A 22,583-nucleotide genomic window follows, 5' to 3' on the forward strand; every position below is an offset into this window, starting at 1 on the left:
AAAACTTAAACTTCAAAATAAACCTCATTAAAAGGCACTCTAAAGCGCAGGCCATAAATTCCCTTTTCGTCACGGATACCACAACCAATTACCATATTTATTTCAGCGCCACGTGGTAAATCTAAAATTTGTTTTACACGCAAAGTGTCACTGCCTTCCATTGGGCAAGTATCGTAACCAATGGCAGCCATGCTTGTCATAAAATTTTGTGCTGCCAAACCAGCACTTTTATGCGCTACTATCCGCATATCGCTTTGGCGTACTTGTCTGTAAATTGGCTTAAATAAACCCACAATTTGAAATGCAAAATATTTTATATAACCAAAAATTCCTAAAAAGTCTGTGTATATAGTTGGTATCAATTTACTATAATAATTGGTCGCCATTTTTTTACGTTTTTGGTCGCGTTCGCTCAAATCATCTTTATCATAAACCTTTTCTAAAAAAGCAAGATTTGCTTTAGCACGTTTGCGCCACAAATCTTTTCGTGCAACCACAACAACCAACTGATTTGCTGTTTTTGCAGCACTTTGGTTAAAACAAGCTTCTGCTAATTTTTTCAATTTGTTTTTATCGGTAATATGGTAAAATTCCCAAAGCTGTAAATTACTGCTTGTTGGTGCTAGTGAGGCATTAACAAGGCAATTTTTTACTTTTTCAGTATCAATGTTTTCATCTTTGTAAACGCGTGTAGAACGTCTGTAGGCGATAGCTTCGGTAACTGTTTTTTCCATATTTTAAAATTGAATATCTAAAATTATAGTAAATAAATGGATAGAGCTATTCTGAAAACCACAAATTGCCGAATTTTATGAAAAATGCATAATATGAAAACTATCAAAACCAAAAATCCATACACACAAAAAACGATTAAAGAATATCAATTGATTACTGATGATGCACTTAATGACAAATTAAAACAGGGTGAAGCCCAATTTCAACATTGGAAATCGGTATCAATTAAAAAGCGTACGAAACTATTGACTAGGGTTGCTGAACTTTTGATAGAACGAAAAGAAAGTTACGCTAAACTTATGGCTGAGGAAATGGGAAAACCCATAACTCAAGGTATTGCAGAAATTGAAAAATGTGCATGGGTTTGCGATTTTTATGCAAAAAATGCAGGTGACTTTTTAGCCGACCAACTTATAGAAACTGATGCTTCAGAAAGTTTTATAAGCTATGATCCACTAGGTATGATACTTGCCGTAATGCCTTGGAATTACCCGTTTTGGCAAGTAATGCGATTCGCAGCACCAACATTAACTGCAGGAAATGTAGCTGTTTTAAAACATGCTAGCAGCGTTGCAGGTTGTGCTGTAGAACTTCAAAAATTATTTGAAGATGCTGGTTATCCTAAAGGTTGTTTTCAGACTTTATTGGTAGACCATAACCAAATCGAAGACATAATTAGTAATCCAATTATAAAGGCGGTAACTTTAACAGGTAGTGAAGTTGCAGGACGAAAAATTGCAGAAATAGCAGGAAAAAATTTAAAGAAAACTGTATTAGAACTTGGTGGGAATAATGCATGCATTGTTTTAAATGACGCAAATTTAGATGAGCATATAGAAACCATCACTTGGGCACGCATGCAAAATAACGGACAAAGTTGTATTGCAGCTAAACGCTTTTTGGTCCAATCTGAAATTTATGACGAATTTTTAGAACGATTCAAATCTGAAATAGAAAATTATAATGTTGGAAATCCAACTTCGGAAGATGCTAAAATAACGTGTATGGCCTCAGAGTCTTTAGCAGAAGAAGTGGAGGAACAGGTAAAAAAGTCTATGGCAAAAGGTGCCACTCTCTTTTATGGCAACGAACGCCAAACCGCATATTATCAACCAACAATTATAACAGACGTTAAAAAGGGAATGCCATTATTTGATGAAGAAGTATTTGGCCCAGTTGCTGCGATTATTAAAGTCGAAACTAAAGATGAGGCTTATCAATTGTCATCCGATTCTAAATTAGGTCTAGGAGCTATGATTTTTACAGAAGATGTCGAAGATGCCAAACACCGAATTAGTGAAATAGAAGATGGTGCCTTTTTTATTAATGAAATGGTAAAATCAGACCCGAGATTACCTTTCGGCGGAACAAAGGCTTCAGGTTACGGAAGAGAATTATCAAAGGAAGGAATAATGGAATTTGTAAATAAGAAAACAGTTTATTTGAAATAATTTATTGTATTTAGTATTTAATTGGCAGTGGCAATTTTAGAATCAATGCAGTCGCATTTTGAAATTTAAAAATGAAAATAAAGTTTTTTATGATAAAAACATAAGAGAACCATTAAGAGCTGCAACTTAACATGGAGCATCCAACTTTGTGTCGCGCCCATTCTGGTCTTTTAGCAAACCATTTTTCGTTTTGTGGCTGCTCGGCGTAAGGATGTTTGAGAAGTTGAAATAATTCATCAATCAAACCGTAATTTCCTTTATTAGCATCATCAATAGCCAATTGTGCCATGTAATTTCTAAGTACATATTTTGGGTTTGTCAAATTCATTTTAGCTTTTCGTTCTTCATCCGTAAGCGTTTCAATCTTTAAGCGTGAATGATATCTGATTAACCAATTTTTCCATTGTGCCTCAATATCTCCTGTAATTTCTTTAGGTTTATAGAAAGCATCTTCAATTATTGCTAAACTTTCGAATTTCTTAGATTTTTTCAGCTTGCTCAAATTCCTGAAGAATATAGTCATATCCGTTTCCGAAGCGTGTAAAACATCTTCCAAATCTTGAATTAATTTTAAATCATTCTCATCAACGTCATACAAGCCTAATTTCGATTTCATCATATCAAAAGACTTTTTTTCAAAACCATTTTTATAGTTTTCTAAAATAGTTTCTAACGGTTCAGTTTCTTCAATTAAAGGATAAAGCGCATTGGCAAGTTGGTATAAATTCCACAATCCAATATTAGGCTGATTGGCAAAACGATAACGTTTATGCTGAGCATCAGTGGTATTGGGTGTCCATCCAAAATTGAAATCATCCAGCCAGCCATAAGGTCCATAGTCTATTGTTAATCCTAAAATAGACATGTTGTCGGTATTCATTACGCCATGCACAAAACCAACACGTTGCCAATGGATAATCATATCCAAAGTCCGTTGCATTACTTCATCTAAAAAATTGATATAGGTTTTTTTTGAAGGTGTACCTAAATGACTAAAATGGTGTTTTATCGTATAATCAACTAATATTTTTAAAGTTTTATGGTCGCCACGAGCAGCAAAAATTTCGTAATTACCAAAGCGTAAAAATGATGGTGATACACGAGAAACAATGGCGCCTTTTTCGTAGGCTTGATTACCATCATATAACATATCTCTTAATACGTTATCGCCAGTTAAAGCTAATGATAAAGCACGTGTTGTTGGTACACCGAGATGATACATTGCTTCGCTGCACAAATATTCTCTTATAGAAGAGCGTAAAACAGCTAAGCCGTCACCCTGACGAGAATATGGCGTTTCGCCAGCACCTTTAAGTTGAATTGTCCACTGTTTATTTTGATGTTCAACATCGAATAAATTTATAGCTCGACCATCACCTAATTGTCCTGCCCAATTCCCAAATTGATGACCGCCATAACACATCGCATAGGGTTCTGAGTTTTTAAAAACTGAATTTCCTGTCATTATTTTCAAGAACTCATCTGAAGCTAAATCAATTTCTGAAAATCCTAGCTGTTCAGCCATTTTTTTTGAAACATGAAGTAATTCCGGATTTGATGTTTGTTTTGGTTTTACATAACTAAAACATGCTTCGGTAACTTGCCTTCGTGAGTTTTCTAAAACTGGGTCGGCAGGAAGTTCTGTTGTGAAATTATGTTTTAGGTTGAGGTTCATTTTTTTAATAGCAATTCAACTTCGAGCGAAAGTCGAGAAGTCAATAGGATTTTGAGGTAATAAGATATCTCGACTGCCGCTCGATATTGAATCATTAATTTCGATTTAAACTTGGATTTACTTCAATTTATCTGAATGTAACTGCCTTAACTTCGCCAATTTTGGGTCAATCACAAAATTACAATACCCATAATTAGGGTTGTTTTTATAGAAATCTTGATGCTCTTTTTCAGCCTCATAAAATTTATCTAACGGAGAAATTTCTGTTACAATTGGATTTTTGTAATACGATGCAACTTCTTTACAAACCACTTCAGCAATTTCCTTTTGTTTTTCGGAATGGTAAAAAATAACCGAACGGTATTGCGTTCCACGGTCGGCTCCTTGTTGGTTTAGTGTTGTTGGGTCGTGTGTGGTCATAAAAATTACTAAAATGTCTTCGTAAGAAATTAAGTTAGCATCGAATGTAATTTGTATGACTTCGGCATGACCAGTTAATCCAGAGCAAATTTCTCGATAGGTTGGATGTCCAGGTACGTTTCCGCCAGAGTATCCAGAAACCACTTTTTCAACGCCTTTTACTTCCTCAAAAACAGCTTCGGTACACCAAAAACAGCCGCCACCAACTGTTGCTAGTTGTATATTTTTATCCATTTGCTGTTTCTTTTTCTAGAACCATAGATTCTGAATTTATACAATATCGCAATCCGCTAGGTTCTGGTCCATCTGGGAAAATATGCCCTAAGTGCGCATCGCAGGTATTGCACATTACTTCAACCCGAATCATTCCGTAAGAAGTATCTTTTTTGTATTTAATGGCATTCTCTTTTATAGGTTGCGTAAAACTTGGCCAACCTGTTCCTGAGCTAAATTTTATGGAGGAATCAAAAAGCGGCGTATTACAACAAACACAATTGTATTTACCTTCATCGTAAGTAGTACAAAGCGCACTGCTATGTGGCGATTCTGTTCCTTTTAAACGTGTAATTCTATATTGTTCTGGAGTTAAAAGTGCTTTCCATTCTGCCTCTGTCTTTTCGATACGTTGGTCTGGTTTTGGGTTGCCGTTAACAGTGAAATTGATAATGTCTTTCCAATTAAGCATAGTTTTCTTTTTTTGTAAAGATAGTCGAAAATCAACTGTTTTACTTACAGTTTTAATTGTTTCGTAATGCCTTAATTAATTCATCTTTATTCATTTTAGAACGTCCATCAATATCTAATTCTTTGGCTTGCTGATACAATTCATCTTTTGTACGATTTTCGTAATCAGTGGCTTTTCCTCCTTTTTTTCCAGCATTTTTGGTATTTGCAATTCTAGCTGCTTTTTCTTTACTATAGCCTTGTTCTTTTAAGGCTTCGTATTGGTCTTCATTTTTAATACTTGGTCGTGACATAATTTTATTTTTATGTAAATGTCCTAAATACTTTGTTGTTTAATTATTTCAAAAGCACAAATAGTTACCTCAATCCTACAATAAAAGTTTTTGCGTTAATTACTAATTGTCTAAAGCAAAGTTTTAAACTAAACTTGTTTTAATTTAGTGATAAATGAAATATTAATAAAAATAGAAGATGAAAATGGAAAATTTAAACAGAAAAACAGTAGCCATATTGGCAACAAACGGATTTGAAGAAAGCGAACTTAGAGAACCCAAAAAAGCATTAGAAAGTGCAGGAGCAGATGTACATATTGTTTCTTTAGAATCTGGTGAAATAAAAGGTTGGGCCGATGGAAACTGGAGCAATACCTATAATGTGGACAAAACTTTAGATGAAGTAAGTCAAAAAGATTATAACGCTTTAGTATTACCAGGCGGACAAATAAATCCAGATGTGTTACGCAAAAACGAAAATGCTGTATCTTTTGTACGGTCATTTTTTGAAAACCACAAACCAGTAGCAGCAATTTGCCACGCACCATGGTTATTGGCAGAAGCAGGTGTTTTAGAAGGAAGAAAAATTACATCATACAGTTCCATAAAAACAGATATGATAAACGCAGGTGCAAATTGGGTAGATGAAGAAGTGGTAGTTGATGAAGGCTTAGTAACTAGTAGATGCCCAGACGACTTACCAGCTTTTAATGCTAAATTAGTAGAAGAGGTTTACGAAGGTAAACACGAAGAGCAAGTAGCATAATATTTTTTTGAAAAAGAAAAATAAAAAAAACCTCAACTTAATTTTAAGTTGAGGTTTTTTAATGTGGAGTCGGAGAGAATCGAACTCTCGTCCAAACAAGTAACAAAAGAGCTTTCTACACGTTTATTTTGTTCTTGGTTTTTCGATTGTAAGCTGGTTACAAACAACCTACTTACAACTTAGCTTCTTAATCTCGAAAAGGCATCAAAGCACTACCTAATCTTAGTCAATTTTTACGATGCTCCTAAAAGAAACGCCACTGACTAGGGCTTTTCGGGAACATTTAGCCTTTCTACCTAGTAGAAATAAGCACGAATCTTACTATAATTCAGATTATGCAGCTAAAGCGTAGTTATTCTCGCCGTTTAAAATTTGGTCTAGCCTTTTACGTGTTTCAATGCCATTACACGACGTGCTTACCATTTCATTAATCTCGCTGTCAAAACCAGTCGACCCCGAATTAAAAATGATATTTTGTTATTTGGGCGTTACCAAGACGCTCCGCTAAAGCTTCGGTCTCGGTCGGGCTTTCCGCTATATCTTTTTTTGCCATATATGGCAGCAAAAAAAGGATGACGCTGCAATCCCTAACGCGGGCTTACTCAAAACGAAGTTTCTTTGTAAGCAAATGCAAAGCTATCAAAAAATTTGTGTAACCCTACATTTACAACTAATTTTACGCAAATATTATTCCAGACTATATTCTAGTCGTTTTGTCAGTAATTTAAAAAACAATTATGAAATTCGCCATAATCAAAGAACGTAAAAATCCGCCAGACCGTCGTGTTGTATTTTCACCAGAAAAGCTAGCCGAAGCTCGTGCGCAGTTTCCTAATGCCGAATTCATAGTAGAGTCATCTGATATTAGAATTTTTCCTGATGCTGCTTATTCCGATTTTGGTTTTAAAGTGACAGATGATGTCAGCGATGCCGATGTAATGATTGGTGTAAAAGAAGTGCCAATAGACCATTTAATTCCGAATAAAAAATATTTCTATTTCTCACATACTATAAAAAAGCAACCTTATAACCGAAAGCTGCTCCAAGCTATGTTGGATAAGGGCATAGAAATGTACGACCATGAAACTATTATAAAGCGAAGCGGAGCACGTTTAATTGGTTTTGGGCGCTACGCTGGATTAGTTGGTGCATATAATGGTTTTAGAGCCTTAGGTTTGCGAGACGGATTATTCAATCTACCAAAAGTTGAAAGTCTTCCCGATTTAGATGCTGTAAAAGCCGAACTCGATAAAATTACCATTCCGAATATAAAAATATTACTTACAGGAACAGGTAAAGTAGCTTATGGTGCAAAAGAGATTTTAGACCATTTAGGGATTAAGCAAATAAGTGACGCTTTGTATCTCACTTCAGAATTTACAGAACCTGTTTATTGTATGGCAGATGTTATGGAATATGCCAAACGCAAAGACGGAAAAGTTGGAGATAAGTACGCATTTTATAAAGACCCAAGTGGTTACGAGAGTAATTTTATGCCTTATGCAAAACAAACCGATTACTTTATAGCCGGTCATTTTTATGGTGATGGCGCTCCGTATTTATTCACTAGGGAAGATGCTAAACATCCTGATTTCAGAATCAATTTAGTGGCTGACGTAAGTTGCGATATTGATGGTCCAGTGGCGAGTACTATTCGCCCATCGACTATTACGGACCCATTTTATGGTTACAATCCACAAACTGAAGCAGAAGTTGCTTTTGACGCCAAAGATGCTATTACCGTTATGGCAGTAGATAATTTACCATGCGAACTTCCAAAAGATGCTAGCGAAGGTTTTGGGGATGCATTTTTAGAGCATGTTATTCCTGCCTTTTTTAATGACGATAAAGATGGCATTTTACAGCGCGCTAAAATGACAACTTCGGACGGTAAATTGACTAAACGTTACAACTATCTTCAGGATTATGTAGATGGAAAGGAGTAGAGTTTTCTAAAGATTCTAAACCCAACATACAAGAAAATTCCAAATCCAAATGTAAACAACCAAACTTCAGAGTTATTAAAGGGATTTGAAATCATTTCTAAGATATCCGAAAATAAACGTTGTGGTTTACTTAGTATTTCCCAAGAGTTGTAGCGTAGATATCTTCCTAAATAAACTCCAAAAGCACAAAGAAATACAATTGCAGTCATAAGGTACTTTGTTTGTAGTTTTTTAAAGTGAAGATTTAGCAATAGTCTCATGTCATTTAGAGATAAGAAGAATAACAATAGGCCAGTACCAGCAAAGGCTAATATGACTAAGATATCTAACCATAGCATATAGGAATTGCTTACTAGTAAATGCAGTAAATCTGTTATGATGTATGGTGCGTTGGGAAGAAATAATACCCAAACACAAAACCATAATCCTAGTTTAAATCTATTTAGTTTTACCGAACTTAAATACATAGTTATAGCATAAGGAACTATGGCTAGAACGATATTCCAAACTAGGAATAAGTAGAAAAATGACTTGTTTAGTTTAACACGAAGTATAAGTAATAGTCCGCTCATACAGATGGCCGAAATTAATACAGATAAAGTGTCATATTTTTTGATGAGGTATGTTTTCATTTTTTGTATTTAGGATGATTTGTTTCAATAAAAAGAATAGTAATTATACCAGCGGTATAAGCCATTAAATCCATGAACTGAAAGCTAGTTCCAAAAATTAATTTAGCTAATGTGTTATTATCTAAATTAAAGACTTCTAATACTGTAGTGAGTTGAAGAAACTCGATTAAAAATGAAATAATAAGTACTAAGATAGCACTTCGCCAAACACCTAAACTGCTTAGACCTCTTATGCAATAATAAAGAAGGAAAACAACTAGATAGTCCCCAAACGTGTGCCTTATAAATCCAGATTTAAGGAAGGTAGCAATGCAAACTTCGACTACAAATACAGCTGTTGCAAATGCCAGATAATTTATGTTTAATTTCAGCTTCATAATAGAAATTTATGCCCAGGAAATGTGATGACCATATAGAAATATAGAATTGATATAGGAATATTACACAGCATAATGGCTAAGGTTTTTACACCTTCAATTCTGTTGGTCTTATTAAGTATTGTAGCGCCAAGAATTACTGCGAATATTACTGTATTAATAATCAGTGCGACCATTATATATAAGAATGCGGCATAAATCTTTATTACAGATTCTCCAAAATAGAGATAGAATGCTAATACTATTGTGCCAATAACAAAACTGAGCAAAGCAATGATTTTTCCGGTATTATTGATATTATTTTTCATATTGCATTTTAATGTAAACCTCGTTCATTTTGATAAGTCAAAAGCGGAACGAGGTTACACACCAACTAATTAATCGTTATGCCAATCTATTTTTCGAGATACAAACATTACGCTTGCTAGAATTAAGAAAAGCCCAATACTTCCTACTAATAAGGCATAGTTTTCTAATTGAATTATCACATATATAAAAGCATATAGGGCTGATAATGAAACACCTATAAAGCTTGAAAATTTGAAACTTTTTAATATAGATTTTGAGTAAAGCGTAATTAGAGTTACTACTGAGATTCCTGCAACTAAGTAGGCTTTTAAGAAGTTACTATGCTCGGAAATGGAAACTAATAATGTGTAGAACATGGTTAACGCCAAACCAATCATTAAATATTGAAAAGGGTGAATATGAATCTTACTCATGGTTTGGATGAGAAAGAAAATTAGAAATGTGAGTCCAATAACAAGAAAACCATATTTGGCAGAGCGTTCACTCTTTTGGTATTCGTCAACCATAACCATAAACTTTGTGCCGAAAGCAAAACGATTAAGGTTTGGAATAGAATTTAAGTGTTGCTGAGAAAAAGCACGATTGATTTGAAGCACTTTCCAATCGGCTTTAAAACCGTCTTTTGTGATTGATTTTGTCTCGTCATTAGGCAAGTAATTGCCAACAAAACTTGGGTCAGCCCAATTAGAGTCCATGGACATGGTCGTAGTTTTTCCTATGGGAATGATGTCTATTTGTTCACTTCCGTTAAAGGCCATACTAATACTAAAAGCATCGTCATTAGTATCGCTAAGTTGTGTTGCGTTTATAAATCCAGATTCTAAAACATCTAAATTTGATTGTTTATTTGAGTTATCTGAATTGAAATTAGTTTGAAATCTGTATGAAGCGTCATTTAACTTCAATACCATTTCTCTCTTAATACCTTTAAGATTTGATGTTTTAATGATAACTGTAGCCTTCTTCCATATTATATCCTCTTCTTTGATGTCTTTAGAACTTAAATCGGTAGCAATAAAATGACCTGAAAAATCCATCTTTGTTGTAAATACAGCAGATTCAAAATTTCCTCGATTTAATGTTTTGGAGTTTACATTAACTTCTGCATCAAGTTTTTCGGGAAATATATAGGCGTGTTTAATAAAAGTTTTAGTTTCTGTGAGATAAGTCTTTGTGGTTTCGTTATAAGTTTTTGTCTCTGTATAGGTTTTATAAGGTATTTTAAGCATAGGGCCATAAACTAAAACGTTGTTTCCCCATTTTCCGTTTATTTCTCTTACGACATCAGATTGTCTGTAGGAACGTTCTCTAATTAAACTGTTGATGTAAGAAAGAGGTATCAGAAGTATAATGACCAAAAATCCAACCATGAGCATACGAGCGGTGATTGACGTTTTTAACCAATTAGTAAATTTGTTTTGTGTTGTTGATTCTTGCGGAGGTGTGTTCGATTGTTCCATATGATTAAAAATTTAAATATTAAAAGTACTTTGTATTTCAAAGTAAATACGCAAAAAAATATAATTTGGATGCTAAGGTTTTGTATTTATTAATTTTTCTAGGGCGTTAATATGTTTTTTAAATTCGGCTTTTCCTAGTTTTGAAGCAGAGTAGCGCGTGTTTGGTTTCTTCCCAATAAATTGTTTTTCTATTAAAATATATTCTGCTTTTTCTAGGGCTTTGGTATGACTTGCAAGGTTACCGTCTGTTGCGCCAAGCAAGTCTTTAAGAGTATTAAAATCGGCATACTCATTCACCATAAGCACTGACATGATACCAAGGCGAATGCGATGGTCAAATAATTTATTTATATTGGTGATTATGCTCATAATTTCCTGTGTAAGCAGGAATTTTATTTAATACGATTACTTAAACTCTGATTTTATTAGTATCGTGTCATTTTTTATGGTGATTATAGTTAGATAATCATTTGCTATTCCATTTGTAAAGTAACCGAAATTTTTATGAAATTTTTCTTTAGTTTTTGAATTAATAAAACTGAGATGAAATGAGCCATCAGTTTTTATTTTTCCTAATTCTGTTTTAATCAATTTAGATTCTCCTACTTTTAGGTTTGTATTGAGATTCCTTGAGTCAGGAACGATAGATAATGAATCAATTTCGAATTGGCTTTCATTAATAATTTTAAATTGGTTTTCATTATTAAAAAATGAACAATTCAAAAAAATTAAAAATATTGAATATAGTTCTAACCTTTTCATTTTAAACTAATTTCTATCATACTTAAAATACATCCAAGTCCCATAAACAATGTGCATTATTCCAAAACCTAAAACCCAAAGCCAAAATCCATAACCAGGATAATAACTTGCGATTAAGCCTAAAATTAGTTGGACATATCCAAGATACCTTATATCTCCTATGCTATATTTAGAAGCGCTAACTAAAGCCAATCCATAAAAGATGAGCATTAATCCGGCAGTCTGTCCATACCTTCCTTGGCTTAGAATAATGAGGCAATAAATTCCGCCAACAACTAAAGGCACTAAAAAATTTATAAGCAATCGTTTTGAGGAACTATCCCATATTTTTTCATTGTTCTTTTTTGCCTTTCTTGTTGTTAAGATAATTCCTGTGACTATGCTGAAAAAGGCTACGGCTGCTAAAATTGCCATAGATAACCAAAATACTTTGCCGTGAAAAATATACAATGTACCATTGCTGTAAGTTTCAACTAACCAATATGCTGCTGCCGCTCCTATTAAGGCATACATGCCGGCTAATATTCCCGACAAACCGCTTAGAGAAATAAACCGTGAAGATTTATTCATAAGATTTTTAATCTCACTAATATCTTTTAGATAGTCTTCGTTGCTCATAATAAAAGTACTTTGAAATACAAAGTAAATTAAAAAGATTGAATTTAGCAAAACTAATTTGGAAGATTTTAACTAAATTTAAATTATCATTGATGTAACATTTTTTTTAAAATGAGACTTATAATTTGAAAAACTATCAATCAATAAATACAAAATATCATGGGATTATTTTTAACAATAGCTTGTCTCGCAGGCGGAATATTATTAGGCCTTGCAACATTAGATAAATGGGATGGCGAGCGCAATTTCTTTAATAAAATCGCTGGTGTTTTGGCACCTTTTCAGACCATAATTGGCGGTGTTTTAATTTTCTTCGCTATATGGAATTTTTGGAGTAACCTTTTATTTACTGCTGTAGAATTAATAGGTGGTTTACTACTAATATATCATGTTATAAAAATCGATTCACTTAGAAAATTGTCAGATAAGTTAATGCCTTTTAAAGCTATAATTGGTATTGCACTTTTGATTATTGGAATTCTTAGAATTTTCTAAAAATAATGAAACCTGCTGAAGAGTACATTTTAAAACAAGAAGAACCTTTTAAATCTATTTTATTGCAACTTCAGTCTATAGTTGAAGCTGTTTTACCTGAATCAGAATTATTATACAAGTGGCGGATTCCGTTTTATTACAACAACGATTTGCCTGTTTGTTATCTTAATCAATCAAAAAACTATGTGGATTTAGCCTTTTGGCATGGCGACAAATTAACTGAGTATACAGAACATTTTGTAACCGAAAACAGAAAGTCCGTAACGTCATTGCGTTACAAATTGGTTGAAGATATTAATGATGAGGTTATTCAATATGTTTTAGAAGAACAACTGCGAATTAATATCAATCCATTTAAGCTTACAAGAGTAGGTAAGGCTAAAAATTAGTAACTACTTTTCTAATAGCAGTCAGATTTGTCAATAGGCTTTCCAAATTATCCAGGTGCAACATATTGGCACCGTCACTTTTAGCATTTGCTGGGTCAAAATGCGTTTCTATAAATAATCCATCGACGTTATTTACAACGCCAGCGCGTGCAATCGTTTCTATCATATCTGGTCGGCCACCTGTAACACCAACACTTTGATTTGGTTGTTGTAGGGAATGCGTTACATCAAGAACAGTAGGCGCATACTCACGCATCGTTGGTATACCTCTAAAATCTACAATCATATCTTGGTACCCAAACATGGTGCCACGGTCTGTAATCCATGCATGTTCGTTTCCAGCATCTTTTACTTTTTGTACAGCATGTTTCATGGCTTCAGGGCTCATAAATTGTCCTTTTTTTAGGTTGACAGTTTTTCCTGTTTCTGCTGCCGCTACAACTAAATCAGTTTGGCGAACTAAAAACGCAGGAATTTGAAGTACATCTACATACTCTGCGGCCATGGCAGCATCTGATGCTTCATGGATATCAGTCACCGTTGGTACATCAAAAGTCTCCGAGACTTTACGAAGGATTTTCAGTGCTTTTTCGTTTCCAATTCCCGTAAAACTATCAATTCGGCTGCGGTTGGCTTTTTTAAAACTGCCTTTAAACACGTAAGGAATTTCTAATTTATCTGTAATAGAAATAACTTTTTCGGCAATACGTAATGCCATGTCTTCACCTTCGATGGCGCATGGACCACATAGTAAAAAAAAGTTATCTGAATTTACGTGTTTTATATTTGGGATATTTTGAAGTGCCATTGCAAGAAATCTTTAAAATTATACTGCAAATATACCATAAGTTTCGAGTTTAAGATTGGCATAAGTTGATGTGTCCGCGTTAGCGATGGAAGCGGCATCCTTTTTATGCGTTTGGAAAATTAGAATTAATATTGACTTAAAAAATTTTATTTGTATTCTACCTTCTGAAAATGAATAAATTAAGCCTAAAAAGACACAGCGGACAGCGCAATCATCTGAAGCTTTAGCGGAAGATGAAACGCCCAAAAAAGATACTGAAATAAGTTAAACAAATATCCAATTATTAAGCGTATCTTTGCACGCTTAAAATCAGCACCTATTATGGCGACTATTAAAAATATTGCAATTATTGCACACGTTGACCACGGTAAAACAACCTTGGTAGATAAAATTATGTATCACTGTCAGTTGTTTCGTGAAAATGAAAATACAGGCGATTTAATTTTAGATAACAACGATTTGGAACGTGAAAGAGGAATTACAATTACTTCTAAAAACGTTTCTGTAATTTATAAAGACACTAAAATTAACATCATTGATACACCTGGTCACGCCGATTTTGGTGGAGAAGTAGAGCGTGTTTTAAACATGGCCGATGGCGTATTGCTGTTGGTTGATGCTTTTGAAGGCCCAATGCCACAAACGCGTTTTGTTTTGCAAAAAGCGATTGACTTAGGTTTAAAACCTTGTGTTGTTATCAATAAAGTTGATAAGGAAAATTGTACGCCAGATGAGGTACATGAAAAGGTTTTTGATTTAATGTTTGAGCTTGGCGCAGAAGAGTGGCAGTTAGATTTTCCAACGGTTTACGGTTCGGCAAAAAATAACTGGATGAGTGATGATTGGAAAAACGAAACCGAAAACATTGAGCCATTATTAGATATGGTGATTGAACATATTCCTGAGCCAAAAATTGAAGAAGGAACTACTCAGATGTTAATTACATCTTTAGATTTCTCCTCTTTTACTGGTCGTATTGCTATCGGTCGTTTAACACGTGGTAGCTTAAAAGTAAATCAGCAAATTTCTTTGGTAAAAAGAGATGGAACGATTGTAAAAAATAAAATTAAAGAATTACATACGTTTGAAGGTCTTGGTCGTAAAAAGGTCGAGGAAGTACAAACTGGAGATATTTGTGCCATTGTAGGATTAGATGGTTTTGAAATTGGTGATACCGTTGCCGATTTTGAAAATCCAGAAGGTTTAAAAACTATTGCTATTGATGAGCCTACAATGAGTATGTTGTTTACAATTAACGATAGTCCTTTCTTTGGTAAAGATGGAAAATTTGTGACCTCTCGTCATATCAAAGACCGTTTAACTAAAGAACTTGAGAAGAATTTAGCGTTACGAGTTGAAGAGACAGATAGTGCAGATAAGTTTATGGTTTTTGGTCGTGGTGTATTACACTTATCGGTTTTAATTGAAACGATGCGTCGCGAAGGCTACGAATTGCAAATCGGTCAGCCACAGGTAATCATCAAAGAAATTGATGGTGTAAAATGCGAGCCTTTTGAAGAAATGACTATTGATTTACCGGAGCACGTTTCTGGTAAAGCCATTGAAATGGTAACCATGCGTAAAGGTGAAATGCTAAGTATGGAAGCCAAAGGTGACCGTATGGTTTGTGAGTTTATTGTGCCTTCTCGCGGTATTATTGGTTTACGTAACCAGTTATTAACAGCAACTGCTGGTGAGGCAATTATGGCACACCGATTTAAAGAATATCAACCACTAAAAGGTGGTATTCCTGAAAGACAAAATGGGTCATTGGTATCTATGGAAAACGGACAAGCGATACCTTATTCTATTGATAAATTACAAGATCGTGGTAAGTTTTTTGTTGATCCAGGTGAAGATATATATGAAGGTCAGGTTATTGGCGAAAACTCTCGTGGAGATGATATGACGGTCAATGTTACCAAAACTAAAAAGTTGAGTAATGTACGTTCTTCTGGAGCAGATGATAAAGCTAAAATTGTACCAGCAATTAAGTTTAGTTTAGAAGAAGCTCTAGAATATATTCAGAAAGATGAATATGTTGAGGTGACTCCAAACCACTTAAGATTACGTAAAATATTCTTGAAAGAAGTTGACCGTAAGCGAAACAAAGTTCATTAGGATTTTATTAAGTCTAATACAAATATAAAAGAGAAATTTTAGCAATAGAATTTCTCTTTTTTCAGCTTAAAAGTTAAATAGAAATACTGCTTAAACTAAAAAAAAACATGGAATTATTCGGAATAACAGGTACAGAATATATCGGTTACCTAGCCTCGCTTATGGTGCTACTTTCATTTACAATGAAAGATGTTAAAAAGTTACGATTGGTAAATATGTCTGGTTGTGTTTTGTTTATTATTTATGGTTTTTTAATGCCAACTTTACGTATAGGCTTGCCTATTATTATTGCAAATGCTGCTATCTTAGCAGTAAATATTTATTACATTATTAAGCCGCCTAAAGAGTAACTGCTTAAATTTTATAAGGTTAAGTTGGTGGTTTGTTTTGAAAAAATTAGATTTGTTCAAAATAAAATTTCCCCTATCTCACATTGAAGAAATTTAATAGGTACATAAATTCTAACGTTCTCTTTGATGTTGCCAACCTCAATTCAATTACGTTAAGTATTCGAATAATCGCAGGAGTTTTAACTTCAAAATTTATTGCCATTTTTATTGGTGCCGAAGGTTTAGCTTTAATAGGAAATCTTAGTAATTTTTTAAAAGCTATACAATCTTTTTCGGCTGTTGGGTTCTACAAAGGAATGGTAAAACTAACCTCCGAATTTAGGGAGCAAAAAGAAAAGCTGAGCGAAGTTTTATCTACAGCATTTTACATAGGCTTTTTCAGTACTATGTTTTCCGCTTTAATGTGCTACTATTTTGCAGAGGATATTAATTATTTTCTGTTTAATAACTCGGATTATACATATGTCATAGAATATATGGCATTTGTGATACCGTTGTATAGTCTCAACGCCTATTGTTTTGCGATAATGAACGGATATTCTAAATATAAATTTCTACTCATTATTAATCTTATAGGGCAAATTGGAGGTCTGCTAATTACCTTACTATTAATTTGGCAAGAGCGGATTGATGGCGCATTAATAGCTCTTGCAATAACTCCAGGACTAATTTTTTTAATCACATTGGTTGGTATTTTATTTAGAACTAATCTTGTAGGTTTTGTTAAGATTGCTAATGTATGTCCCAAAATGCTTTCTCGTTTAAGTCCGTACTCTATAATGGCGTTAACGAGTGCAATAGCTTTACCAATTGTAATGATATTGATACGTAATTATATTATTGACGATATTGGATTAAAAGAAGCAGGATATTGGGAAGCCATGAACCGAATTTCGGATTATTATCTAATGTTTATAAATTCTTTTATTGCATTGTATTTGGTACCAAAATTATCTGCAATTGATACTCAAAAAGCATTTAGAAAAGAGATTATAGGTTTTTATAAAAGCTTAATACCTTATTTCGCAGGCTTATTAATACTTACGTATGTTTTGAGAAAGTTTGTTGTGCGGCTTATATTTTCAGATGAATTTTTACCAACTGAAGATTTGTTTTTATGGCAGCTTTTGGGAGATTTTATACGGGTGTTAGCTATGGTCATTGCATACCAATTTTTAGCTAAAAAAATGTTTAGTCATTTTATTATTTTAGAAATATTTTTATTTGTAACCTTATATTTTTCTAGTATTTATCTCTTGGATGTTTTTGGACTTGAAGGTGTAGTTATGGGATATTTCCTTACGCATTTGCTTTATTTTGGTATTGTTATTCTTATTTTTAGTAGTTCTTTATTTGGAATAATTCCTGAGGATAGCATTTAAAATATTTTTTGCTAAAAACCGTTTCTTTTACAACCAATTAATTACCAACTAACCTTGTGAGCCTTTATGTGGATTAAATTTTTATCGTACAATTCGCTCATTGTTATTACAAAACTCATTTCCTCATTTGTAGTATCTAAGGTTACTGCCATTTATCTTGGGCCAAGTGGTTATGCATTGGTGGGTAATTTTAAAAATGTTATTCAAATACTTCAGGGATTAACCTCAAGTGGATTTGAGAGTGGTACCATAAGGCATATTGCTGAGCATTCAGATGAAAAGCCCTATTTAAAAAAAGTAATTTCATCAGTAGTAATATTTAGCCTAATACTTTCAATTTTTGCTAGTATTTTACTCGCAATTTTTTCTCAAAATTTAAGTGAATTTACATTTAAAACCACAGAATACGCCTATATTTTTAGATGTTTAGCAATTCTATTGCCATTTATTTCTGTCAATTTTTTGGTGCTTTATATTATCAATGGTTTACAAAAATTAAAAACCTATGCAAAGCTTGTGTCTTTAGTAAGCGTTACTAATGCTTTGTTAACTTTTGGGTTGGTGTATATATTTAAATTAAACGGTGCATTAATAGCCATTGTAAGTGTCTCTGTAATTACACTTTTTCTAAGTTTAGTTTTTAAAGATGTACGTTTTGTACTATCTCAAGTGGTTTTTAGCATCAAGCAAATGTCACTGACAATAATAAAATCAATGTCTGTATATGTTTTAATGGCAGCATATTCAACAGTTTTAATAAGCGTCGTTTATTTGCTAGTTCGTAATAAAATAATTAATTCTTATGACGAAACTATAGCTGGTTATTGGGAAGCAGTCAATAAAATTTCGGCATTTTATATGATGTTTTTTACATCGGTCTTTACTTTGTATTTATTGCCAAACCTATCGAAAAACAAAACTCAGAACGGTTATAAATTGTTTATGGCGCACTACTTTAAACGCTTAATTCCGCTTCTTTTGATAATGTTTCTCGCATTATTTTTAATGCGTTTTTTTGTAATTAAACTTTTTTTAACCGAAGACTTTTTAGAGATAGAACAATATTTCTATCTTCAATTTATAGGTGACTTTATAAAAATTATAGGTTTTTCTTTAGCTTGTCAGTTTCATGCAAAACGCATGGTTATTGCTTATTTTATTTCAGATGCTATAATTTATATTTCGCTTTATATTTTAAGTTTTTATTTTATTAAAAGTTTCAATTTGGTCGGTGTATTCTATGCGCACATTATCAGTTGTAGTCTATATCTTATTGCGGTAAGTTTGTTTATTTTTACTCAGAACAAAAAATATTTAGATGTTCAAAGCAAATAATTTATTAAAGCAATTGGTTTATTTGGCATCGCCATTAATTCTTAAATATCTCTTCTTTTTTTTATTTGTCGATTGGGATGTTTTCAATATCGAAGACATCAAAGAAGACATTATATTCTTTATACTTATCGCTGTATTGGTACATTCTAAATTTTTTCAAAAGTCTTTTTTGAAGAATATATTGCTGGTGGTTTACATTTTATATTTCATTTTGGAAACCACTTCATATTTGGCGGTCTCTTCAACATTTTCCTCCAGTTATATGTATTTGTTGCTGGAATCTGGTTCTGAAGAATTGAAAGAATTTGCTGGCGGTTATTTTAATTGGACGGTTTTTTTATCATTTTTCTTGTTTGTTATTCTCTTTTTTATACTTCGGAAAAAAGAATATACTATTAAAAGTAAATATCCAACAGTCATCGCTTTTGCATGCGCTGGTATTATTTTAATTACTCTAAAATTTACAGGACTTATAGAAAGTAACGCCTATCATAACATCGTTAGAGGTACTTATGGTTATTACAGTTTGCAAAAAAACATGAAGCTGACGCCAAGTATTAATCTTAATGATATCACCATAAGCTCAGAAAACGAAGTTTTGGTTTTGGTTTTAGGAGAATCTACAAACCGTAGTCACATGCAACTCTATGGTTACAATCGTGAAACTACACCAAATTTGAGCAAACGAACTGATGATTTGTTTGTTTATGATAACGTGATATCAACTGAGGTTTTTACCTTAAAAGCCGTGCCAAAAATTCTGACTTCATTAAATCTGAAATCTAATAATGATGATTTGGTAGATATCGTTCAGGTTTTAAAAGCTGCCGGTTATAATACGTATTGGCTTTCAAACCAACGACCAATAAGTTATCATGACAATGCCATAAGTGAAATTGCCTCTGGTTCAAAATATTTTAAGTTTTACAACCACTTAATAGATAGAGATACTAAAGTTTTGGACGAAGAAATGTTGCCAGATTACAGAGACATTTTAGATGAACCTGGTAAAAAATTAATTGTTTTAAGACTTATTGGAACACACTTTGACTATGATAATCGTTATCCTAAAACTTTTGATAATTTTAGTAAATCAAATGTTTCAAAAAGTCAAAAGCTTAGAAATGAATATGATAATGCTATTTTATACAATGATTTTATTGTCAATGAGATTATAGAATACTTGAACAAAAAAAATCTTAAAAGTGCATTGGTTTATCTTAGCGACCATGGCGAAAATATTTATGATTATGGTACAGATTTTTTTGGTAGGTCTGAAGAGATTTTAACCCCAAACATGTTCGAAATCCCCTTTTTATTATGGACATCCAAAGATTTTGAAAAACCTTTAGATTTCGAATACAAAAGAAATAGGCCTTTTACAGCAGAATTTACTTATGATAGTCTAGGTCATATTTTTGGAGTCTTACATTCTAGTATGAATACCGAAAAAAGTATTTTTAGCAACAGATACAAAGAAGATAAACGAATTGTTGTTGGTAACAGAGATTTTGACACTTATTTTAAAACCAAAGAATGAGTAAAAAAATCTGTCTATTAATTGATTCTCTAAGCTCTGGTGGTGCCGAAAGGATGGTGTCTAATTTATCATATTCTCTTGTTGTAAAAGGTTACGATGTCACAACAGTAATCATGCGAAACGAAGTTGAATACAATTACAGTGGCAAACTCTATAATTTCGGATTATACAAACAAAAGCATTCAAAATTAAAAGCATTTCGAGAATTAAAATCCTATTTTAAAATTCAAAATTTTGATATGATTTTAGACCATCGTATTAGAAGATATTGGTGGAAAGAATTTTTGTTTTCAAAAGCTATTTTCAGACCATTTAAGGTTATTTATTGTGTTCATCATTATAAGTTGTGGATGTATTTTCCTAAAGTGAATAACCCTTGGTTATCAAAGAAAACATTGGTGCCAAATCATAAAATTGTTGCGGTTAGTCAGCTGGCAAAATCTGAAATTAAAAAACGGTTAAATCTTCATAGTGAAGTCATTTACAATTATCCTGAATACAAGGAAATTGAAGCTTTTAAAACAGCCGAAAACTACATAATCGCTGTCGGCAGATTAGAGCCAATAAAACAATTTGATGTTTTGATTGAATGCTACGAAAAGTCTAATTTAAAAGATGAGAACTTTAAATTATTAATTTTTGGTGAAGGCAGTCAGCGTCAGAAACTTCAAGATATGATTGCTATAAAAAATTTAGAAAATCAAGTTGTTTTAAAAGGGTTTAGCGTAAATGTTTCGGAGTATATTAAATCGGCAAAAGCATTAGTCATGTCTAGTGAAGGTGAAGGTTTTCCTATGGTGTTAATTGAGGCGATTCAACTAAAAACACCTGTAATCTCTTTTAATTGTAAAAGTGGACCTTCAGAGATTATTGAAAACGGTATAAATGGAATTTTAGTAGACGACCAAAACAAAGAAGCATTAACTGCAGCATTAAATAAAATTATTGATAAAGAATTTTATTTAGAACTAAATCAGAATCTTCAAAGCTATAAATCCCCATTTACAGAACAAAATATTATAAAGCAATGGGTAAATCTTATAGATAATTTTTAGCGCGTTTTAAACACAAAAAATGGGTTGAGTTTTAGTTCGTCTTTGATTGTAAAAAGTAATTTGACAAGAGGATTCGGTAATTTTAAAATCAAAGTTTGTATCCAGTTCAAGTTTGTGTAGTCAATATCTTTTTTTAACTCACGTTCTAAATCTTTATTGCCCGAAAGTTTAAAAAACACAACCGTAGAAAATCGGTTAGAATCCATATACCGATTCAAGTATTTATTGTCCTTTTCTTCAGATTTATAACTATTCAAAAACTTCGGAATTGCTGTTTTAGTCGAAAATTGCGACATATTATCATCCATAGTTCGGTTGTAAATGGATGTAATTTTAGTGGTATCTAAAACCGTTTTATATTTCAAATTTATTCTGATGTATAAATCGATATCCTGTTCAGAATAGATTTCTGGGTCAAAATAACCAACATTATCAAACACATATTTTGGGATACACATAGCGCCAACCCAAGCGACACAATGCTGAAGAGAATGTTTAAAAAAGTCAGGTACAACACCTCTGAAATTTTCAGGTAAACCGTTATAAACGGCTTTGTGATAAATGCTTTCGGTCTTTTTTAGAGTGTATCTCGTTGTATAAAGTCCGTTATCAGGAAAATCTGTAATCAGTTGATTCAGCTGTTTTAAATGATTGGGTTTCCAGGTGTCGTCTGCATCGATAAACGCCATATACTTTCCTTCAGAAAATTTAATAGCATTATTTCTAGTATGCGATAATCCCTGATTTTTTTGTTTAATTAGCTTTATGCGTTTGTCTTTAAATTTTAGCACTTCGGCTTCACTATTATCAGTGCTTCCGTCATTTACAACTATGATTTCAAAATCTTCAAAAGATTGATTTAAAACAGATTCTAAAGTCTCAGAAATATATTTTTCCTTATTGTATAGCGGAATGATAACGGAAAAAAATGGTGGCATTAATAGCTGATTTTGGGTAAAAATAATCTTTTATTTCAACTTAGTTTTAAAGCTTTAGTCTCT

The 22,583-nt window shown here is 32.8% G+C and carries 25 protein-coding genes and 1 other RNA gene; 11 read left to right on the top strand and 15 right to left on the bottom strand.

The window, feature by feature from the left end:
• Positions 1-5 precede the first annotated feature (5 nt).
• Positions 6-734, bottom strand: coding sequence for a nitroreductase family protein (locus ACFQ1Q_RS08660; protein WP_386129967.1), 729 nt, complete (start codon positions 732-734; stop codon positions 6-8).
• A gap of 93 nt (positions 735-827) precedes the next feature.
• On the opposite strand from ACFQ1Q_RS08660, the gene ACFQ1Q_RS08665 reads away from it, so the two are divergent.
• Positions 828-2,186 carry an NAD-dependent succinate-semialdehyde dehydrogenase gene (locus ACFQ1Q_RS08665; RefSeq protein WP_386129969.1) on the top strand — a complete coding sequence of 453 codons (1,359 nt, stop codon included), beginning with the start codon at positions 828-830 and terminating at the stop codon, positions 2,184-2,186.
• Positions 2,187-2,298: 112 nt separating this feature from the next.
• On the opposite strand, the gene ACFQ1Q_RS08670 is transcribed toward ACFQ1Q_RS08665, so the two are convergent.
• The 4 genes from ACFQ1Q_RS08670 to ACFQ1Q_RS08685 all read right to left on the bottom strand — a co-directional run bounded on the left by ACFQ1Q_RS08670 (position 2,299) and on the right by ACFQ1Q_RS08685 (position 5,258).
• Positions 2,299-3,861: a protein adenylyltransferase SelO gene (locus ACFQ1Q_RS08670; RefSeq protein WP_386129971.1), complete on the bottom strand. Its 1,563-nt coding sequence runs from the start codon at positions 3,859-3,861 to the stop codon at positions 2,299-2,301.
• A 117-nt stretch (positions 3,862-3,978) separates the two neighbouring features.
• Positions 3,979-4,515: a peptide-methionine (S)-S-oxide reductase MsrA gene (gene msrA, locus ACFQ1Q_RS08675; RefSeq protein WP_386129973.1), complete on the bottom strand. Its 537-nt coding sequence runs from the start codon at positions 4,513-4,515 to the stop codon at positions 3,979-3,981.
• Positions 4,508-4,966, bottom strand: a complete 459-nt coding sequence (gene msrB / locus ACFQ1Q_RS08680; RefSeq protein ID WP_386129975.1) for a peptide-methionine (R)-S-oxide reductase MsrB — start codon at positions 4,964-4,966, stop codon at positions 4,508-4,510. The genes msrA and msrB overlap by 8 nt, the downstream gene beginning before the upstream one ends.
• Positions 4,967-5,018: 52 nt before the next feature.
• Complete coding sequence (locus ACFQ1Q_RS08685; RefSeq protein ID WP_386129977.1) at positions 5,019-5,258, bottom strand: DUF7218 family protein; 240 nt, start codon at positions 5,256-5,258, stop codon at positions 5,019-5,021.
• A 184-nt stretch (positions 5,259-5,442) separates the two neighbouring features.
• Here ACFQ1Q_RS08685 and ACFQ1Q_RS08690 point away from each other — a divergent pair, with 184 nt between their 5' ends.
• A complete protein-coding gene (locus tag ACFQ1Q_RS08690; protein ID WP_386129979.1) occupies positions 5,443-6,003 on the top strand; it encodes a type 1 glutamine amidotransferase domain-containing protein in 561 nt (186 codons plus the stop codon).
• Positions 6,004-6,064: 61 nt separating this feature from the next.
• Here ACFQ1Q_RS08690 and ssrA read toward each other — a convergent pair.
• Positions 6,065-6,460, bottom strand: a transfer-messenger RNA (tmRNA) gene (gene ssrA, locus ACFQ1Q_RS08695).
• A gap of 280 nt (positions 6,461-6,740) precedes the next feature.
• Here ssrA and ACFQ1Q_RS08700 point away from each other — a divergent pair.
• Positions 6,741-7,949, top strand: a complete 1,209-nt coding sequence (locus ACFQ1Q_RS08700) for an NAD(P)-dependent oxidoreductase (RefSeq protein ID WP_386129982.1) — start codon at positions 6,741-6,743, stop codon at positions 7,947-7,949.
• On the opposite strand, the gene ACFQ1Q_RS08705 is transcribed toward ACFQ1Q_RS08700, so the two are convergent.
• The 7 genes from ACFQ1Q_RS08705 to ACFQ1Q_RS08735 all read right to left on the bottom strand — a co-directional run bounded on the left by ACFQ1Q_RS08705 (position 7,928) and on the right by ACFQ1Q_RS08735 (position 12,107).
• Positions 7,928-8,581 (bottom strand): DUF1361 domain-containing protein, encoded by a 654-nt coding sequence (locus tag ACFQ1Q_RS08705; RefSeq protein ID WP_386129985.1) that lies wholly within the window; start codon positions 8,579-8,581, stop codon positions 7,928-7,930. The genes ACFQ1Q_RS08700 and ACFQ1Q_RS08705 overlap by 22 nt on opposite strands.
• Positions 8,578-8,958: a ribosomal maturation YjgA family protein gene (locus ACFQ1Q_RS08710; RefSeq protein WP_386129987.1), complete on the bottom strand. Its 381-nt coding sequence runs from the start codon at positions 8,956-8,958 to the stop codon at positions 8,578-8,580. Before ACFQ1Q_RS08710 ends, ACFQ1Q_RS08705 begins: the two co-directional genes overlap by 4 nt.
• Positions 8,955-9,266 carry a hypothetical protein gene (locus ACFQ1Q_RS08715; RefSeq protein WP_386129989.1) on the bottom strand — a complete coding sequence of 104 codons (312 nt, stop codon included), beginning with the start codon at positions 9,264-9,266 and terminating at the stop codon, positions 8,955-8,957. The genes ACFQ1Q_RS08710 and ACFQ1Q_RS08715 overlap by 4 nt, the downstream gene beginning before the upstream one ends.
• Positions 9,267-9,335: 69 nt before the next feature.
• Positions 9,336-10,727: a cell envelope integrity protein CreD gene (gene creD / locus ACFQ1Q_RS08720; RefSeq protein ID WP_386129992.1), complete on the bottom strand. Its 1,392-nt coding sequence runs from the start codon at positions 10,725-10,727 to the stop codon at positions 9,336-9,338.
• A gap of 72 nt (positions 10,728-10,799) precedes the next feature.
• Positions 10,800-11,096 carry a winged helix-turn-helix domain-containing protein gene (locus tag ACFQ1Q_RS08725; RefSeq protein WP_386129995.1) on the bottom strand — a complete coding sequence of 99 codons (297 nt, stop codon included), beginning with the start codon at positions 11,094-11,096 and terminating at the stop codon, positions 10,800-10,802.
• Between the two features lie 36 nt (positions 11,097-11,132).
• Positions 11,133-11,489 carry a hypothetical protein gene (locus ACFQ1Q_RS08730; RefSeq protein WP_386129997.1) on the bottom strand — a complete coding sequence of 119 codons (357 nt, stop codon included), beginning with the start codon at positions 11,487-11,489 and terminating at the stop codon, positions 11,133-11,135.
• 6 nt (positions 11,490-11,495) lie between these two features.
• Positions 11,496-12,107 (bottom strand): hypothetical protein, encoded by a 612-nt coding sequence (locus ACFQ1Q_RS08735; protein ID WP_386130000.1) that lies wholly within the window; start codon positions 12,105-12,107, stop codon positions 11,496-11,498.
• A gap of 159 nt (positions 12,108-12,266) precedes the next feature.
• On the opposite strand from ACFQ1Q_RS08735, the gene ACFQ1Q_RS08740 reads away from it, so the two are divergent.
• Both ACFQ1Q_RS08740 and ACFQ1Q_RS08745 read left to right on the top strand, forming a co-directional pair.
• The gene (locus tag ACFQ1Q_RS08740) at positions 12,267-12,602 is read left to right on the top strand and encodes a hypothetical protein (protein WP_386130003.1); all 336 of its coding nucleotides are present in this window, start codon (positions 12,267-12,269) and stop codon (positions 12,600-12,602) included.
• A gap of 5 nt (positions 12,603-12,607) precedes the next feature.
• On the top strand, positions 12,608-12,991 hold the full coding sequence (locus ACFQ1Q_RS08745; protein ID WP_386130005.1) for a DUF1801 domain-containing protein: 384 nt from the start codon (positions 12,608-12,610) through the stop codon (positions 12,989-12,991).
• Here the strand turns inward: ACFQ1Q_RS08745 and kdsA are convergent.
• Positions 12,981-13,799: a 3-deoxy-8-phosphooctulonate synthase gene (gene kdsA, locus ACFQ1Q_RS08750; protein ID WP_386130007.1), complete on the bottom strand. Its 819-nt coding sequence runs from the start codon at positions 13,797-13,799 to the stop codon at positions 12,981-12,983. The two genes, ACFQ1Q_RS08745 and kdsA, sit on opposite strands and share 11 nt — an antisense overlap.
• A 321-nt stretch (positions 13,800-14,120) precedes the next feature.
• On the opposite strand from kdsA, the gene typA reads away from it, so the two are divergent.
• The 6 genes from typA (at position 14,121) to ACFQ1Q_RS08780 (ending at position 21,582) form a co-directional block, all read left to right on the top strand.
• Positions 14,121-15,920, top strand: coding sequence for a translational GTPase TypA (gene typA / locus ACFQ1Q_RS08755; RefSeq protein WP_386130010.1), 1,800 nt, complete (start codon positions 14,121-14,123; stop codon positions 15,918-15,920).
• A gap of 107 nt (positions 15,921-16,027) precedes the next feature.
• Positions 16,028-16,270 (top strand): uroporphyrinogen decarboxylase, encoded by a 243-nt coding sequence (locus ACFQ1Q_RS08760; RefSeq protein ID WP_386130013.1) that lies wholly within the window; start codon positions 16,028-16,030, stop codon positions 16,268-16,270.
• A gap of 83 nt (positions 16,271-16,353) precedes the next feature.
• Positions 16,354-17,652 carry an O-antigen translocase gene (locus ACFQ1Q_RS08765; protein ID WP_386130016.1) on the top strand — a complete coding sequence of 433 codons (1,299 nt, stop codon included), beginning with the start codon at positions 16,354-16,356 and terminating at the stop codon, positions 17,650-17,652.
• Between the two features lie 66 nt (positions 17,653-17,718).
• A complete protein-coding gene (locus ACFQ1Q_RS08770) occupies positions 17,719-18,987 on the top strand; it encodes an O-antigen translocase (RefSeq protein ID WP_386130019.1) in 1,269 nt (422 codons plus the stop codon).
• Positions 18,971-20,527: a phosphoethanolamine transferase gene (locus ACFQ1Q_RS08775; protein ID WP_386130022.1), complete on the top strand. Its 1,557-nt coding sequence runs from the start codon at positions 18,971-18,973 to the stop codon at positions 20,525-20,527. The genes ACFQ1Q_RS08770 and ACFQ1Q_RS08775 overlap by 17 nt, the downstream gene beginning before the upstream one ends.
• Complete coding sequence (locus ACFQ1Q_RS08780) at positions 20,524-21,582, top strand: glycosyltransferase (protein WP_386130025.1); 1,059 nt, start codon at positions 20,524-20,526, stop codon at positions 21,580-21,582. The genes ACFQ1Q_RS08775 and ACFQ1Q_RS08780 overlap by 4 nt, the downstream gene beginning before the upstream one ends.
• On the opposite strand, the gene ACFQ1Q_RS08785 is transcribed toward ACFQ1Q_RS08780, so the two are convergent.
• A complete protein-coding gene (locus tag ACFQ1Q_RS08785; RefSeq protein ID WP_386130028.1) occupies positions 21,579-22,520 on the bottom strand; it encodes a glycosyltransferase family 2 protein in 942 nt (313 codons plus the stop codon). The genes ACFQ1Q_RS08780 and ACFQ1Q_RS08785 overlap by 4 nt on opposite strands.
• Positions 22,521-22,583 lie beyond the last annotated feature (63 nt).

It is taken from the genome of Winogradskyella litorisediminis, from assembly GCF_042675765.1.
In the GTDB taxonomy this organism is placed as follows: Bacteria; Bacteroidota; Bacteroidia; order Flavobacteriales; family Flavobacteriaceae; genus Winogradskyella; species Winogradskyella litorisediminis.